The sequence below is a fragment of the Bacillus sp. LR_5 genome (assembly GCF_042709275.1).
In genome coordinates, this window is sequence record NZ_JAVAXX010000166.1 from 1 (window position 1) to 14,313 (window position 14,313).

The window sequence follows — 14,313 nt, forward strand, 5'->3', positions numbered from 1 at the left end:
ATGCTGGCGTGACAGATGATATTTCTCAATGGTCTCTTCAACCGTATGGTGCCGCCCGATCGCCTTTAGCGTTTCGTTTTCATAGGATTGCGGATTGATGCTGATCCGGTCAATGTCATATTTGTTTAAAACGGCGAGTTTTTCTTCTGTAATCGTGTCAGGGCGTCCGGCCTCCACCGTAATCTCGCGAATGTTTTTCACATCCGGGAAGGAGCGGACCATTTCCTCATACAGCAAATCCATTTCCTCCGCGGTAATGCTTGTCGGTGTCCCGCCGCCAAAGTAAATGGTTGTAACCTTGACGTCATGCTCCTTCAGCCATTCGCCGATTTTCTGCATTTCGTAATGCAGCCCCCATAAGAATGAGCCAACTCTGCCCGCCTGCCCTTGAATGGCGTACGCAGGGAATGTGCAATATGCACACTTTGTCGGACAGAACGGGATGCCGATATAAATGCTGACTTCATCCTTTACTTGATACAAATCCGGTACTGCCGCCAGCTGTCGGTCAACAATTTCTTGCATTAACTCGATTTTCTCATCATGAATTAAATAGTCTTTTTTCAATTCAGTGTGAGCTTGCGCCTTCGGCATTCCGCTTTGCAGCTTTTTATGAAGCAGCTTTGTGGGCCGGATGCCTGTCAGGATTCCCCACTTTTGCGTGATGCCCGTATGCGCCTGAAGAAGATTGAGATACACATAAGAAATCGTGTTTTTCACTTGCTTAAAGGCTTCTTTTTCATTCATGCCTGGAGAAAAAGATTTTGTATGCTGCTCCTTTATGACAGTTCCCTTCACTTCTCCCGAAACCGTCACATGCTCATCCGTTTGTGAGCAATCTAAAGAAATGATAAAATCTGCGGGCTCCTCTCCGCCGTACACAAGCTCGCACTCCTCATAAAACAAATTTGCAATATTTTGCAGAGGCCGATGCAGGCGGTCATCATGTATGCCTTCTATTTTAATTTGCAACTACATCACCTAATTTATCAGATTCAAAACTTTCTTTAGTGTACAGAAATAAACCGTTAAAATCAATCCGGCAAAAAAGCCGCCGCACCTGTCAGGGCGCGAGCGGCTTTTTTTACACACGTTTCATGTGGAACTTATCAAGAAATCCTTTTCGCTGCTGCATTCGAAAATATTCCTTCATCATGTAAGCAACACCTTGCTCGTCATTCGACCTTGTGACCCAATCTGCCTTTCTCTTGATCTCCGGAGCGGCGTTCCCCATCGCTACCCCAAGTCCGGCAAGTTCAATCATCGGGAGGTCGTCATACTGATGCCCGATGGCCACGACATCATCCATAGTCAGGCCCAACTCTGAAGCGACAAGGGCCAGGCCGGCTTCCTTCGAGACACCTTTCGGGACGATATTCAGCTTCTCATCGTTTACGTGAATAACATCAACCGCAGGGAAGGCTTTCGTAATCGTTTCTGTGATGTCATGCTGAATGTCGTGCTCCGTATACACTTCGATGACAGGTGCACTCACTGGCTCATCCATGAGAAGATCGCTTAATGATTCAACGAACTGGACTGGATAAAAGATCGGGTCAGACGGATGAATGAGTGCTTTCCCCAATAAATTTGAATTCACCTTTTTCTTGTTTCCAATGGAATACTTCTCGTGAAGAAGCCGAATATTGCATTGATAGCTCTCCAGCACTTGAACAATGTTAAAGGTGTGATCGTCAGAAATTCTTTTTTCAAAAAACGGGGCGTCTATTTTCTCAGCGATGTATGCCCCGCTATGGGTGATCAGCTTGGCATCAAGCTTAAGTGATTTCGCTATTTTCTGTGCTGAACGAAAATGGCGATTGGTCACGAGAGTAACGTAAATCCCTTTTTTCTTTACATATTCAATCGCGTCCTTCGTTGCCTGATGAATCTTCCCGTTCGACCGTAGCAGCGCTCCATCTATATTTAAGGCAAGCAATTGTTTTGACACAGAGATGTCCCCCTCCTTGATGACTGTACTTGTGTATAGGATATGACCCTGTCTCTGTGTTTAGAACAACCTTTTCTGGAAAGCAAAAAAAGCCTGACTCAGCAGACTTTATGTATGGCATGATGATAGGATACGATCGAAGCAGCCATTCTCCCTAATATCGTTATTTCGATTTACGAAAAATCATGTATCAGGAACCCCTTGTTTGACCGATGATGCGCTCCGAACACTTACTCTCTGTTGCTTATCCCCTCTATTTAACGGCATGATATGCGACCGTATCCAATTGAAATCTTGTAAGTGTAGGCGCTTTCAATGCCATTATCTCAGTTTTTCTTGCTGATGACAAGGGTTTTTTTAACTAAAAAAAGTATTCAAATGATGTATACTAAGGTAGGATTTGTTGTTAATTTTTGGAACAAACCGCTTGATGCAGAACATACATTCCCATATAATATAAATAATAAACGAAAAAGCGGTGATCAGATGGCTGATTTAAAAGAAATATACAATGAAAAACTAATATCTCGATTGATACACCATATAAAGGCATCTTGTCCTGATTTTAACCAAGACAACTTCGAGGAACAATTGCTGCAGGAAGACTGGCCTGAACTCGCTTTAAAAGAGCGGATGCGCCGCATTACAGCTTCCTTATACGAAACACTGCCAAAACATTACAATGAAGCGCTCTCAATTTTACGGGATGCAGCCCCTCATTTTAAAGGACTCAGTGGAATTCTATTCCCTGATTATGTGGAACAGTACGGGTTAGCGCATTGGGAGGAATCAATAAAGGCATTGGAATACTTTACGCAATATTCTACCTCAGAATTTGCTGTAAGGCCTTTTTTGCTTTTAGATCAAGAAAAAATGATTGCACAATTTCTTAAATGGGCCGAGCATGAAAATGAACACGTGAGAAGACTTGCGAGCGAAGGAAGCAGACCCCGCCTGCCATGGGGAAAATCGATACCCGCTTTAAAATCGGATCCTTCCCCCGTTCTGCCGATCCTTGAGAAGCTGATGCAGGACGAGTCCTTATATGTAAGGAAAAGCGTGGCCAACAACCTGAATGATATATCAAAAACGCACCCTCATTTGCTGAGAAAAGTCGCAGATCAATGGTACGGAACACATCCTTATACCGATTGGATCATCAAACACGCCTATCGGACCTTATTAAAAAAGGGTGATAAACAGGCCTTAGCGCTTTTTGGTTATGAAAATGCTGAATCGATACAATTACATGATTTAACATGTCAATCCAGCCGTATAGTTATTGGCGAAAGCCTTGAATTTTCTTTCTCTATTCATTCAGACAGGGATCAAAAAGTAAGAATTGAGTACGCAATTGATTTTGTAAAAGCAAGAGGTCAGCGTCATCAAAAAGTATTTAAAATAACAGAAACAACTATAAGAAAAAACGAAACGAAGTCATACACAAGAGTTCAATCCTTTAAGGATCTAACTACCAGAAAACATTACAAAGGAATTCATACATTATTAGTGATTATCAATGGAGAGGTAAAAGATTCATTGGATTTCCAAGTTTGCTGAATAAAAAAAATCCCTTCTTTTCCAAGAAGGGATTTTGCTGATTAACCTTCGACACTGCCGTAAAGCTCTTCTAAAGGCTTCATAATGATTTTGTTCAATTCGCCGATCAGCATGCTCATGCGCTGCTCCGCTTCCATCAGCTGAGAAATTTTTTCGTGCTGCTGTACAAGCGCAACTGTTTTTTGGGCCTGAGTCACTTCTTCTTGTGTAATTTCTTCTCCTGCCATTTGTTTTTGCTGGAGTCTAAGCTGTACATCACGGAAGTTTTCGAACATGCGCTTCGCTGATTCATCTGCGTTTACTTCATCGTAAAGGTTTTTCAAACGGGTGAACTCTTCGCTCCCGCGTAATGCATTTTCCAGATCATATGCTACATCATAAAAATTAACTGCCATTGTGAATAGCTCCTTTCATCATTGCCGTTTAGACATACCACTCCACTATAACAGACTATGGAGCTCCTTTCATTATTCAAGAACCATGTCTTCTTAAAAAAGGGTGACAAACAACGCTTGAACTGCACCTATGATTCCGCCGAGAAGGCCTCCCAAATAGGTAATCATTTTAAATTCTTTTTTTGAAATGGACAGCACCATTTCTTCAAGCCGCTGCACCGGGAACTGATCCACCTGCTCCTTGACGATTTCCTCAAGGCGCATCCGTTTTAAGACACTTTCAAGATTAGCCGAAACCCCTTCAAGCAATTTGTCTAATAGTGCCGGCAGCATTTGCTCGGTCAGCTCAGATTCATAGCGGACGGTAAGTGTGCCAATCGTATTGTCGAAGAAAGGAGCAGTCGAAAATGTTTGCAGCACTCTTCGTTTCAGGCTGAAAATGAGCGCTTTTGCATTCCATTTTTCGTCTGCTTCATAAAACGTATACTCCCTCAGCTTGCCCCATTCGTTTTGCAAGAGATCAGAAAGCAGTTTATTTGTTTCCTCATTCCGCAAAAACTTCAGCAGCTCCGGCAGCACGCGGTCCGCAAGGCTTGTATTACCCAGAAACATTTGTACCATGCTTCCAAGCATGCCGCGTTCTTTCAAAAAGCCATCAATCATATTGCCGAGACGGATTTTTCCTTCATCACTTTCAAAATAACTGGCACTGCGAGACAATATATATCCTGAAATCATCGGGATCTTTTCCTCAAGCTTTTCCTGCACTTCCAAAGGCACCAGGTCTTTTAACGATTGGTGCTCGTATTGGCGGAAAAGCTCATTCAGTTTATCATCCGTCCAGCGGCTGATCCATGCGTCTGCCGCTTCATCAGGGCGCTTCACACCGGCTTTTTCAAGCGCTTCTTTTACTGTCACTTCAGAAAGTGACAGCTTTTGAATCAGCTGTTCTCCGACTTGAAGAGCCTGCGTTTTGGCTGCATCAGATACGAGCCGCTTTTTAATGCCCTCAGGGGTTAAGAGATGATTGACTACCATCAGTCCCATTTGTTTCGCAAGTTCATCCCGTCGTCTCGGAATCAGCCCGGGGGTAAAAGGGACTCGTTTTCCAAACAAATAGTACGCCTTATAGGGCCTAAATAGCATTTGAATTGCTAAATGATTGGTCACCGCGCCAATAGCAGCGCCGATCACGATCATAAAAATAAAGGTTCCTGCAATACCCATTCCTATTCATCTTCCTCCATCTGTCATTCAGCTTATTTTCATATAGATGATGTACCTATTCGTATTATAGATGCTCATGCAATCACTTAGCAAACGAGGAGACAAATTCCTGTTGTCAGAAAATCAGCTTGTTCTTTTGGAATAGGGCAAGGTGAAGAATCGTAATCTGTAAAGTAGAATACCGTCAGCTGCGTTCATCCTGAATGTATTTAGCGTAAAGCTGCTGACACCCGCCGGCAGCTTTTGAATAAAAGGGGGAGTCTCACCATGATAACACTCGGTTTTATGTCCTTAACCCGCCAGCATGAAGCGGACTATTCCGCAGAATTGGCCAAGAGAGCACCCGAATTTGGCATACGTTTCATCCGGTTTACACCGTTTGATATTTCTCCTGACACCTTGCGTGTCAAAGCATCGGTTTATCATTCGGCCAGCAGAACATGGAATGAAACTGAAATGGCAATTCCAGATTATATTTATGACCGCTGTTTTTACGGCAAGGATTCACAATCCCAAAAAGCAAAACCTATCGTTGAGTGGCTCAAAAAATATCCGAAAACGGAATTTATCGGGCGGGGTCTTCCCGATAAGTGGACCGTCCTTCATGATCTGCAGCAGCATGCTGTGATCAATCCTTATATTCCGGAAACGATGAAGGTGAGCCGTTATGAACAAATTCACTCCTTCTTATCCAAAGAAAAAGCCTGCATCTTAAAACCGGCATTCGGCGCAGGAGGCAGAGGCGTGATTCTTTTGGAGCTGGGCAAGAAAAACATTACCGCTACGTATCACATCGGAAAAGATAAGCAGACAAAAACCTTTTCCAACCAGGCTTCTTTTAAAACATGGTGCAAAAAAGTACTTCAGCACCAATATTTGCTTCAGCCTTACTTAAATATTCAGGATAAGGAACAATATCCGTGTGATATCCGCCTGTTCATGGAAAAAAACGAAGCAGGTGAATGGAATACAGTCGGAAAGGCAGTGAGACGCGGATACAAACACGGGCTGCTGGCCAACTTGTCTGGCGGATCTGATGCGCTGACATTTGATTCTTGGTTTGAAGATATACCGAAAAAACAGCAAGTGGTCTTACTTGATGACGTGTTCTCGATTACACAATCGGTTCCGTATTATCTTGACGAGCGCTACGGGCCGCTGTTTGAACTCGGGCTTGATATATGCCTTGCGAAGGACGGGAGAATTTGGATCTTGGATATCAATTCCAAGCCGGGCAGAAAGTCAATCCTGCGTGTTTCTCCCGAGCAAAAAGAACAGCTGTACACTTGTCCCCTAAAGCGCTGCCAATATCTGTTTTCTGAGCAAAGCCAGAAAGGAGTTCTTCCGCGTGAATCGTAAACGGTTTTTGATCGGCATAGACAAAAACAGTGAAAATACCCTGTTCCTGCCCTCTTCGCTGAAGCGAAACGGACTTTTGCATGCCGCGTTCGGGACGAAGGTTGTCAGATGCCACGTTTCTTACAGACAGCACCTGGACCAAACCGTGCTTCTCTCTGAAAATCTATTTCATGAGCTTTTGCTTCCCCACCGAAGCAGGGCTGACATTCTGATTCATGACCATACGGTGCATATCGGGCCGCTAATCGGCATCTTCACGGCGGGGTTTACCGTATCTCTTGAGCGCCCTTTTAAGGATCGTTCTCTCTTTTTTTCTAAGCTCATCACGTTACACGAGCAAGCCGGAGGCTACTGCTTCGTTTTTGGCGCGCACCAAATCAATTGGAAGGAAGGCACGATTGAGGGGCTCCTCTACAGAGAAAACGGCTGGGAGAAAAAAATCGTCCCACTGCCGAACGTCGTTTATGACCGTTTGCCAAACCGAAAAATTGAAGATTCGCTTCTCTTGCAACATACAAAAAAGAGACTGATCGATGAATATCAAATTCCATGGTTTAATAAAACGTTTTTCAATAAATGGAGCGTTCATCAACTGCTCGAACAAGATCCGAGAACAGCCCCTTTCTTACCGAAATCCGAGCTGACACCATCTGAGGAGCGGATTGATGAGCTCTGCGCTGCATACAAAAAAGTTTACATTAAACCGGCTAACGGAGCACTCGGCACCGGCATTTATCAGCTGACAAAAACAGACGACGGCCTGACGGTGAAACATACAAATGACGCCAAAACGTTTTCTTCAATCGATTATTCCGATGCCGCCGCATTTCTGGCAGAATTTCGAAAACAGCACGACCCGTCTGACTTTCTCATTCAGCAAGGTGTGGATCTGATCAAATTTCAAGGCAAACCAGCGGATTTCCGTGTCCATACGAATAAAAACAGAAAAGGGAAATGGACGGTGACAGCCATAGCCGTCAAAATTTCCGGAGAAAACAGCATTACAACACATCTTTCTAATGGCGGAATAGTAAAAACACTTGCAGAAGTATACGATGATCCCGCTGAAAGAATTGAGGTCATTAAAAAGCTTTCTGCTGCGGCACTGACGGCAAGTCATGTGCTTCATGATCATATCGAGGGGTTTATCGGGGAGATCGGTTTCGATTTTGGCATTGATCAGAACGGTAAGGTATGGATGTTTGAAGCAAATTCACGTCCGGGCCGCAGTATCTTTTCTCATCCGAATTTGCATCATGTTGATTCTCTGACAAAACGAAGAAGCTTTGAATACGCGTCATATCTATCCGAGAAGGCGATCACCTCCCATGATGCGCTGTGGCCTTCGTAATCTGTCCCGCTTTTTTTGATAAAGCGGGCTTATCTTTGTCAAAAGCTGGGACAAACTGCATCACAAAGACCTCTTCAATGATGTTTTGAAACAGTGGTACAATGAACACAATTCGTTCGTATTCAGGTCAATTGATATCAATTTTAAGGAGCGTGGCCGTAATGATTTCTCATTTCAGCTGGAAACCTTTGTTCCAAAAAGAAAAGCTGCCCGGATGGAGAATTTCGTTTTATTATAAAGGAACCCATTATGAAGGCATCTATCATAAAAGCGGTGAGATTGAATGGGGAGATTTGTTTCCCGCCCGCGCTGACGAGCCTGCTCTTACAAACGAGATACATGAACTGATGCTTTTTCATATTTATGACTAGCTTAGCCTGAACGGCTAAGCTTTTTTTATGCCTTCTCAAGATTTACCACTCAATTCTCCGCATGAGTTTCCGGCCATTTTAACATAATACTAGTAACAAGCCGGCAAGCATTGGGTTACGCCGAGCGGCAGTGACACCCGAGACGGGTCCACAGACTGGTGCAACTCCAGTTAACCCAACCATACTAAACAAAAAGGAGATTTTACACATGGCTAACCAAAACTCTTCAAATGACTTACTAGTTCCTGGCGCAGCTCAGGCTATCGATCAAATGAAACTTGAAATCGCTTCTGAATTCGGCGTTAACCTTGGAGCGGATACAACTTCCCGCGCTAACGGTTCTGTCGGAGGAGAAATCACAAAACGTTTGGTATCTTTCGCTCAGCAGCAAATGGGCGGCAGAGTTCAATAACAATTCAATATATGGCTTTAGAGGGCGCGGTTTCCGCGCTCTCTTTATATTTGTCACCCTTTTTTCCTACTCCACATACCCTAGAAAAAAAGGGAGGGAATAAGGGTGGCATTCATCGCCTTTGTGAATTGGGAGCTGGTTCAGTTCGTAAGTATATCCATGATTCATGAATATGTTTCCCATCGTTCTGTTTATTTGTACAGGTATTCTTTCCCGCGCTGTTCAAACTGAGAACATCCTTTTATAATGAGGGGCAAGGAGGTTTTTTGATGAAAATCGCTTTATTTGGTGCCAGCGGCCGCGTCGGACAAGCCTTTTTAAAACAAGCTGCCGCAGATGAACAGTTTGACATTTACGCTCTGGTCAGATCTCAACATGCTGAGCTTCCCCTTCCAAAAGACCGAATCGTCATGGGGAACGCGCGCCTCCGGGAAGATGTGAAAAAAGTTGTGAAGGATGCTGAAATCGTGATCAGCTGTCTCGGCACAGATGGTGATGATACCCTGTCCGCAGCGATGGCAAATATAATCGCCATTATGAAAGAACAGCATATCAAACGGCTGATTACGATCGGTACCGCAGGCATTCTTGATTCCCGATATGAACCAGGAAAATACCGGTTTGAAACAAATGAATCGAAACGAAAGTTAACCCGCGCAGCCAAGGAGCATGCAAAAGTATACGAAATGCTAAAAGATTCCTCGTTAGACTGGACAATTATCTGTCCCACTTACCTCCCGGACGGAACAGCAACCGGCGTTTATCGTGTAGAGCGTGACGTTTTGCCAGAGGGCGGCACGAGCATTTCGGTCGGCGATACTGCTGATTTTCTATATCGTGAGCTCGTTACAGGAGAGTACGTCGGATACCGCGCCGGACTGGCTTATTAACTACATAAAAAAACCCAAAACATGATTGTTTTGGGTTTCTGAGCGTTATGCAATGGAATGTTTCTGGCCCTTTTGCAGCTCATACATTTGATAATATTGGCCTTTGACTGCCATCAATTCCTCATGATCTCCTCTCTCAACAATTTCTCCTTTATCGAGGACCAAAATCTGATCCGCGTTTCTGATTGTTGAAAGCCGGTGAGCGATGACGAAAGTGGTGCGTCCTTGTTTGACGACATCGAGCGCCTTCTGGATCACGGCCTCTGTCTCTGTATCAATGTGCGCCGTCGCTTCATCTAAAATCAAAATGGCGGGATCAAATGCCAAAGCTCTTGCGAAAGAAATTAACTGCCGCTCTCCAGAGGATAGCGTGCTCCCTTTTTCAATCACGGGTTCATTAATGCCTTTTGGAAGCTTTTCCAGAAGCGGCTCGGCACCGACTTGCCGCAGTGCTATTTTGATATCTTCTTCGGTCATTCTTTCGTCATCCAGACTTACGTTAGATCCGATCGTGCCCGAGAACAAGTACGGGTCCTGAAGCACAATGCCCATATGGGATCTGAGTTCCTGTCTTGACATGTTGTAAATGCTTTTCCCATCAATCAGAACATCCCCTTTTTGCGCATCATAAAAACGAAACAGGAGATTCAAAATCGAGCTTTTTCCTGATCCGGTATGGCCGACAAGCGCTACGGTTTCGCCTTTTTGCGCGGTAAAGGAAATATGTTTTAATACCTCTTCACCATCTTGATAAGCAAATGACACATCACGAAATTCAACCCGCCCCAACGCGCGCTCCTTCGCCGGTTCACCCGCTTCTTCCGTATTCTTTTCTTCAAGCAGTTCGAAAACACGCCCGGCAGAAACCCGTGCCAGCTCCAGCTTTGAAAACTGATTGACGATACCTGTGATCGGCTGAAATAACCGGTTTAAATAATCGACAAACGCGTACAGCACACCGACGGAAACAATCCCGGCCGCATTCAGGCTTGCACCGCCAAAATGCCAGATCAAACTGACAAACGCAAGGTTCCGGATCACATTGACAAGATTATGGGACATTAAGGAGTTTAGATTCAGCATCCTGTTTTGAAAATAAAAATGAGATTCATTTAATTCCTCAAATTCTCTCATTGTTTCCTTTTGATGACGGAAAGCTTGAATAATTGTCATGCCTTGAATGGACTCATTCATTTTTGCGTTAATGTCACTGTTGATCGAGCGGATTTTTTGATTGTAATAAGATGCGTATTTCCGGTATATGACCGACCACAGCCAGATAATCGGCACAATTGCCAGGCACACAAACGCGAGCTTAACATCCAGCAGAAACAAAGCCGTGAATATCCCGAACATATAGATTCCGCTTGTCACAAATGTTGACAGCACTGTGACATACAAATCCCTGATGGCCTCCGTATCATTGGTAATCCGCGCAACCACTTTGCCGGCCGGAAGGTTGTCAAAATAGCGAATCGGCATTTTCTGTATGTGCGAAAACACGTCCTGCCTCATCTTTTGAATAATCCGATTGGCGCTCATCTGCAGCAAATAATGCTGTCCATATTGAAAGAAAACCGAAAACACAAGCAAGCCCCCATACAGGCAGATCAAAAACACCATTCCCTTTATTTCCGGCTGATAGAACTGGAAAAGCTCCTCTTTTGTCAGCTTTTCGGCAGCATATGTCCGGCTCTTGTCTCCATTTGTGATTGTCAGCTTTCCGTCAGAAACCGTTCTGTTCCCATCAAAGCTGACAGCCTGATCAACAAAATAGAACGCCATTCCCACTTGATAAATATGCGCTTCTTTTTCTTGAGAAACAGGTCCCCTGATACGGTCTTCTCTGGCATAAGAAGTGCCATGGAACTGAACGGCGTTTTTATCTTTTTCCTCAGCTTCATACCATGTTTTTTCAATGCCGAGGATATGATCGTCAATCATTTTTTTGCCGATAAACGGCCCGGTCAGTTCTGCCCCGACGGCGACCGCAAGCAATAGGACGGCAGTGATCAGCAATTTTCGATATAGGAGTGCGTATCTCCATAACGTTTTTCCTGTTTTCATGCCCCTGCTCCCCCTTCTTCCGCAGTGAACAGCTGCTGTCTTTCATATTGTTCCCGGTACCACCCATTATTCGCCATTAGTTCTTGATGCGTGCCTCTCTCAGAAATCACGCCGCCGTCCATCACAAGGATCAGGTCAGCATGCTCTACCGCGGATAAACGGTGCGTCAAAATAAATGTCGTTTTTCCTTTGCGGTTTTCTCTGATATTCCTGATAATCGCTGCCTCTGTTTTGGCATCTACGGCAGAAAGCGAATCATCCAGGATCAAAATCTCCGGATTCGCCATAAGCGCTCTCGCAATCGAAATTCTTTGTTTTTGCCCGCCGGACAGCGCCACCCCTTTTTCACCAACCATCGTCTCCAAACCGGATGGAAGCATGTGTAAATCTTTTTCAAAATGTGCTTCGGCAATGGCTTGCTTAACCTCTTCATCACTTGCATCCTGTTTTCCGTATAAAATATTTTCTTTTACCGTCCGTGAAAACAGCAAATGATCCTGAGGCACATATCCGATCCATCCGCGGAGCCGGTCAAGAGGGATCTGCTGAATCGGTACGCCTGAGAATGTGATACTCCCTTCACCGGCAGGGTACTGGCGCAAAAGCTGCTTAATAATCGTTGTTTTTCCGCTCCCGGTTTTACCGGCAATCCCGACAGTCTGCCCTTTTCGTACCATAAACGAAATATCTTGAATATTGCCGCTTGTTGAGCTTGGATATGTAAAGCTGACATGGCTGAAAACGATATCTCCAGGCTCTTTCAATTCAACGGGCTGCTTTGAGTCCATCACGTCCGGTTGATAAGAAAGGGTATCATTTACCCGGTCTAATGACGCATTGCCCCGCTGCATCACATTAATGAGTTCACCGATTGCAAACATCGGCCAAATCATCATGCCGAGATAAACATTAAAGGAAACAAGCTCGCCAAGCGTCAGCTCGTTCCGGAACACAAGAAACGCTCCGTAGCCGAGCCCGATCAAATAGCTGGCACCGACAAGAAGCTTGACTGTCGGCTCAAACAGCGAATCAATAAAAGCCACTTTCATATTTTTCTGATAAACATCTGCGGTCATTTCATTAAACCGGCGGACATCATTTGTTTCCTGTACATACGCGCGAATCACCCGGACGCCCGAAACAGATTCAAGCACCCTGTCATTCAGCGCCCCGAACGCATTTTGGGCCTCCGTAAACCGTTCATGAATTTTACTTCCGTATAGACTGATTGCAATCGCCATAATAGGAAGCGGGATAATGGCGGCAAAGGTCAGCTTCCAGCTGATCAGAAATCCCATCGTCAAAAAGATCGTCATCATAAACATCGTAGAATCGACTAATGTCAAGATGCCAAACCCCGTCGTTAAACTGACAGCCTGAAGATCATTCGTCCCCCGTGCCATCAAATCGCCTGTCCGGTTTTTTTCATAAAACGGCGGCGACATGGCCAGAAGATGCCCCATCAGCTTCGTACGGAGAATTTTCTCCATCACATTCGCTCCGCCGAACAGCTGGTGCATCCAAAAATAAGACATGACATATACGACCGCCGTCAGCACAAAAAAGATACCGATATAAAACAGCAGCCCTTCCGCAGTAAACGCCCCCGATTTCATATCATCTATGGCGTTCCCCAAGAGCTTAGGCGGAAACATTTCAATGACATTGACTCCTAATAAAAGCACAATTGCAATCGTATAGCGCAGCCAGTGCGCTTTAAAAAACCAGCCAAGCTTTTTCAATACTGAAAACATCGATCCCCATCTCCTTTATCTCATCAGCCGCCTTCTATTTTTTCCTTGCTGCTTTTTTCGTTTAGTTTGACATGAGCTGCCTTCGCCTCTGTATTTGTCTTCACATCCCATACACCTGTCTTTCCTTAGATTTTGTATATAAAAAAGGCATGAAGCGTCAGCTCCATGCCTTTTTTAACCGATATGATATGCACAGCGCTTTTCAGCGCGCGGCTAGACTGAAAAAACCGTTCAATCAAACAGAACATGGGGTTTGCCGCACCAATATGAAACTGTTTTGCAAACACGCAAATTCCTTGGCATAGCAAACCCTCCTTCCATTCTGATTTCATCTTTTTTTCATCATATAAACAAAACCTTTTTTTGTCAATCATTACTTGAATAGGAAAAGGTTAATTGTACTCGAATCCGGGTATTGTGTTGTAAGACGTTTTTGAAAGGGTGAGAATGATGTTTCATGCTGACCGTATCATCGTTGCGTTTGACGGAAGTGAAAATAGTAAGAAAGCGCTGCAGACAGCCATCGATCTTGCTAAAACCGTAAATGCTGCCATTACCGTCGCCCATTCACATGATATGAAAGACAATCAGACCATCATCGACCCGCCGAGGCCTGCAGCAGGGGCAAGCTATATTGGCGGAGGCATGACAAGTGTTCCTGATCCGCTGATATCAGATGTTGCACCACCTGAGCCAATGATCTATGAAGATCGTACGGAAGAAGTCATCGCCGAAGCCAGAATGATGCTGAATGACCAGCAGGCTGATGGAAATATTGATATATTAGAAGGCGATCCGGCTGAATCAATTATCGAGTATGCAAACCGCATTTCTGCCGATATGATCGTAACCGGAAGCAGAGACCAAAACAGGCTGAAAAAGCTAATATTCGGAAGTGTAAGTGAAAAGCTATCAGCGAAATCGGATATACCCGTCCTGATTGTAAAGTGAGCACGCACTGTGCTCGCTTTTTTAA

Annotated in this window: 15 protein-coding genes; 8 read left to right on the forward strand and 7 right to left on the reverse strand. The window is 44.5% G+C overall.

All coding sequences use genetic code 11. From position 1 onward, the window contains the following. On the reverse strand, nt 1–972 hold a 972-nt coding region (locus RAC86_RS24975), incomplete at its 3' end, for a radical SAM protein (RefSeq protein ID WP_377886120.1). Nucleotides 973–1,084: 112 nt separating this feature from the next. Further along, nucleotides 1,085–1,951 carry a Cof-type HAD-IIB family hydrolase gene (locus RAC86_RS24980; RefSeq protein ID WP_061188276.1) on the reverse strand — a complete coding sequence of 289 codons (867 nt, stop codon included), beginning with the start codon at nt 1,949–1,951 and terminating at the stop codon, nt 1,085–1,087. Between the two features lie 486 nt (nt 1,952–2,437). Between RAC86_RS24980 and RAC86_RS24985 the strand changes: the two genes are divergently transcribed. After that, the gene (locus tag RAC86_RS24985; protein WP_072566824.1) at nt 2,438–3,511 is read left to right on the forward strand and encodes a DNA alkylation repair protein; all 1,074 of its coding nucleotides are present in this window, start codon (nt 2,438–2,440) and stop codon (nt 3,509–3,511) included. A gap of 41 nt (nt 3,512–3,552) precedes the next feature. On the opposite strand, the gene RAC86_RS24990 is transcribed toward RAC86_RS24985, so the two are convergent. Further along, nucleotides 3,553–3,906 (reverse strand): YlbF/YmcA family competence regulator, encoded by a 354-nt coding sequence (locus tag RAC86_RS24990; RefSeq protein ID WP_003224239.1) that lies wholly within the window; start codon nt 3,904–3,906, stop codon nt 3,553–3,555. 93 nt (nt 3,907–3,999) lie between these two features. After that, complete coding sequence (locus RAC86_RS24995; protein ID WP_072566016.1) at nt 4,000–5,133, reverse strand: DUF445 domain-containing protein; 1,134 nt, start codon at nt 5,131–5,133, stop codon at nt 4,000–4,002. Between the two features lie 267 nt (nt 5,134–5,400). Between RAC86_RS24995 and spaC the strand changes: the two genes are divergently transcribed. From spaC to RAC86_RS25025, 6 genes are all read left to right on the forward strand, one after another. Beyond that, a complete protein-coding gene (gene spaC / locus RAC86_RS25000; RefSeq protein ID WP_014113216.1) occupies nt 5,401–6,492 on the forward strand; it encodes a spore coat associated protein SpaC in 1,092 nt (363 codons plus the stop codon). Continuing rightward, entirely contained in the window at nt 6,482–7,843 is a 1,362-nt protein-coding gene (locus RAC86_RS25005; protein ID WP_072566015.1) for a YheC/YheD family endospore coat-associated protein, read from the forward strand. Before spaC ends, RAC86_RS25005 begins: the two co-directional genes overlap by 11 nt. Before the next feature lie 152 nt (nt 7,844–7,995). Further along, nucleotides 7,996–8,214, forward strand: a complete 219-nt coding sequence (locus RAC86_RS25010; RefSeq protein ID WP_072566014.1) for a YheE family protein — start codon at nt 7,996–7,998, stop codon at nt 8,212–8,214. A 208-nt stretch (nt 8,215–8,422) separates the two neighbouring features. Beyond that, on the forward strand, nt 8,423–8,626 hold the full coding sequence (gene sspB, locus RAC86_RS25015) for a beta type acid-soluble spore protein SspB (protein WP_003233287.1): 204 nt from the start codon (nt 8,423–8,425) through the stop codon (nt 8,624–8,626). A gap of 105 nt (nt 8,627–8,731) precedes the next feature. Next, complete coding sequence (locus RAC86_RS25020) at nt 8,732–8,857, forward strand: hypothetical protein (RefSeq protein ID WP_014113213.1); 126 nt, start codon at nt 8,732–8,734, stop codon at nt 8,855–8,857. 38 nt (nt 8,858–8,895) lie between these two features. Continuing rightward, on the forward strand, nt 8,896–9,516 hold the full coding sequence (locus RAC86_RS25025) for an NAD(P)-dependent oxidoreductase (protein WP_014113212.1): 621 nt from the start codon (nt 8,896–8,898) through the stop codon (nt 9,514–9,516). Nucleotides 9,517–9,561: 45 nt separating this feature from the next. Here the strand turns inward: RAC86_RS25025 and bmrD are convergent, their stop codons facing one another. The 3 genes from bmrD to RAC86_RS25040 form a co-directional block, all read right to left on the reverse strand. Then, nucleotides 9,562–11,583, reverse strand: a complete 2,022-nt coding sequence (bmrD, locus tag RAC86_RS25030; RefSeq protein WP_072566013.1) for a multidrug resistance ABC transporter ATP-binding protein/permease BmrD — start codon at nt 11,581–11,583, stop codon at nt 9,562–9,564. Continuing rightward, nucleotides 11,580–13,337 (reverse strand): multidrug ABC transporter ATP-binding protein BmrC, encoded by a 1,758-nt coding sequence (bmrC, locus tag RAC86_RS25035; protein WP_014113210.1) that lies wholly within the window; start codon nt 13,335–13,337, stop codon nt 11,580–11,582. Before bmrC ends, bmrD begins: the two co-directional genes overlap by 4 nt. Nucleotides 13,338–13,462: 125 nt before the next feature. Further along, nucleotides 13,463–13,624, reverse strand: coding sequence for a hypothetical protein (locus RAC86_RS25040; RefSeq protein WP_041521150.1), 162 nt, complete (start codon nt 13,622–13,624; stop codon nt 13,463–13,465). Between the two features lie 163 nt (nt 13,625–13,787). On the opposite strand from RAC86_RS25040, the gene RAC86_RS25045 reads away from it, so the two are divergent. Next, on the forward strand, nt 13,788–14,288 hold the full coding sequence (locus tag RAC86_RS25045) for a universal stress protein (RefSeq protein WP_014113208.1): 501 nt from the start codon (nt 13,788–13,790) through the stop codon (nt 14,286–14,288). Nucleotides 14,289–14,313 lie beyond the last annotated feature (25 nt).

Bases quoted from the DNA above. Each gene is read 5' to 3' on its own strand.
- RAC86_RS24985 (WP_072566824.1), top strand. From the start codon at position 2,438: ATGGCTGATTTAAAAGAAATATACAATGAAAAACTAATATCTCGATTG.
- RAC86_RS24990 (WP_003224239.1), bottom strand. From the start codon at position 3,906: ATGGCAGTTAATTTTTATGATGTAGCATATGATCTGGAAAATGCATTA.
- RAC86_RS24995 (WP_072566016.1), bottom strand. From the start codon at position 5,133: ATGGGTATTGCAGGAACCTTTATTTTTATGATCGTGATCGGCGCTGCT.
- spaC (WP_014113216.1), top strand. From the start codon at position 5,401: ATGATAACACTCGGTTTTATGTCCTTAACCCGCCAGCATGAAGCGGAC.
- sspB (WP_003233287.1), top strand. From the start codon at position 8,423: ATGGCTAACCAAAACTCTTCAAATGACTTACTAGTTCCTGGCGCAGCT.
- RAC86_RS25025 (WP_014113212.1), top strand. From the start codon at position 8,896: ATGAAAATCGCTTTATTTGGTGCCAGCGGCCGCGTCGGACAAGCCTTT.
- bmrD (WP_072566013.1), bottom strand. From the start codon at position 11,583: ATGAAAACAGGAAAAACGTTATGGAGATACGCACTCCTATATCGAAAA.
- bmrC (WP_014113210.1), bottom strand. From the start codon at position 13,337: ATGTTTTCAGTATTGAAAAAGCTTGGCTGGTTTTTTAAAGCGCACTGG.
- RAC86_RS25045 (WP_014113208.1), top strand. From the start codon at position 13,788: ATGTTTCATGCTGACCGTATCATCGTTGCGTTTGACGGAAGTGAAAAT.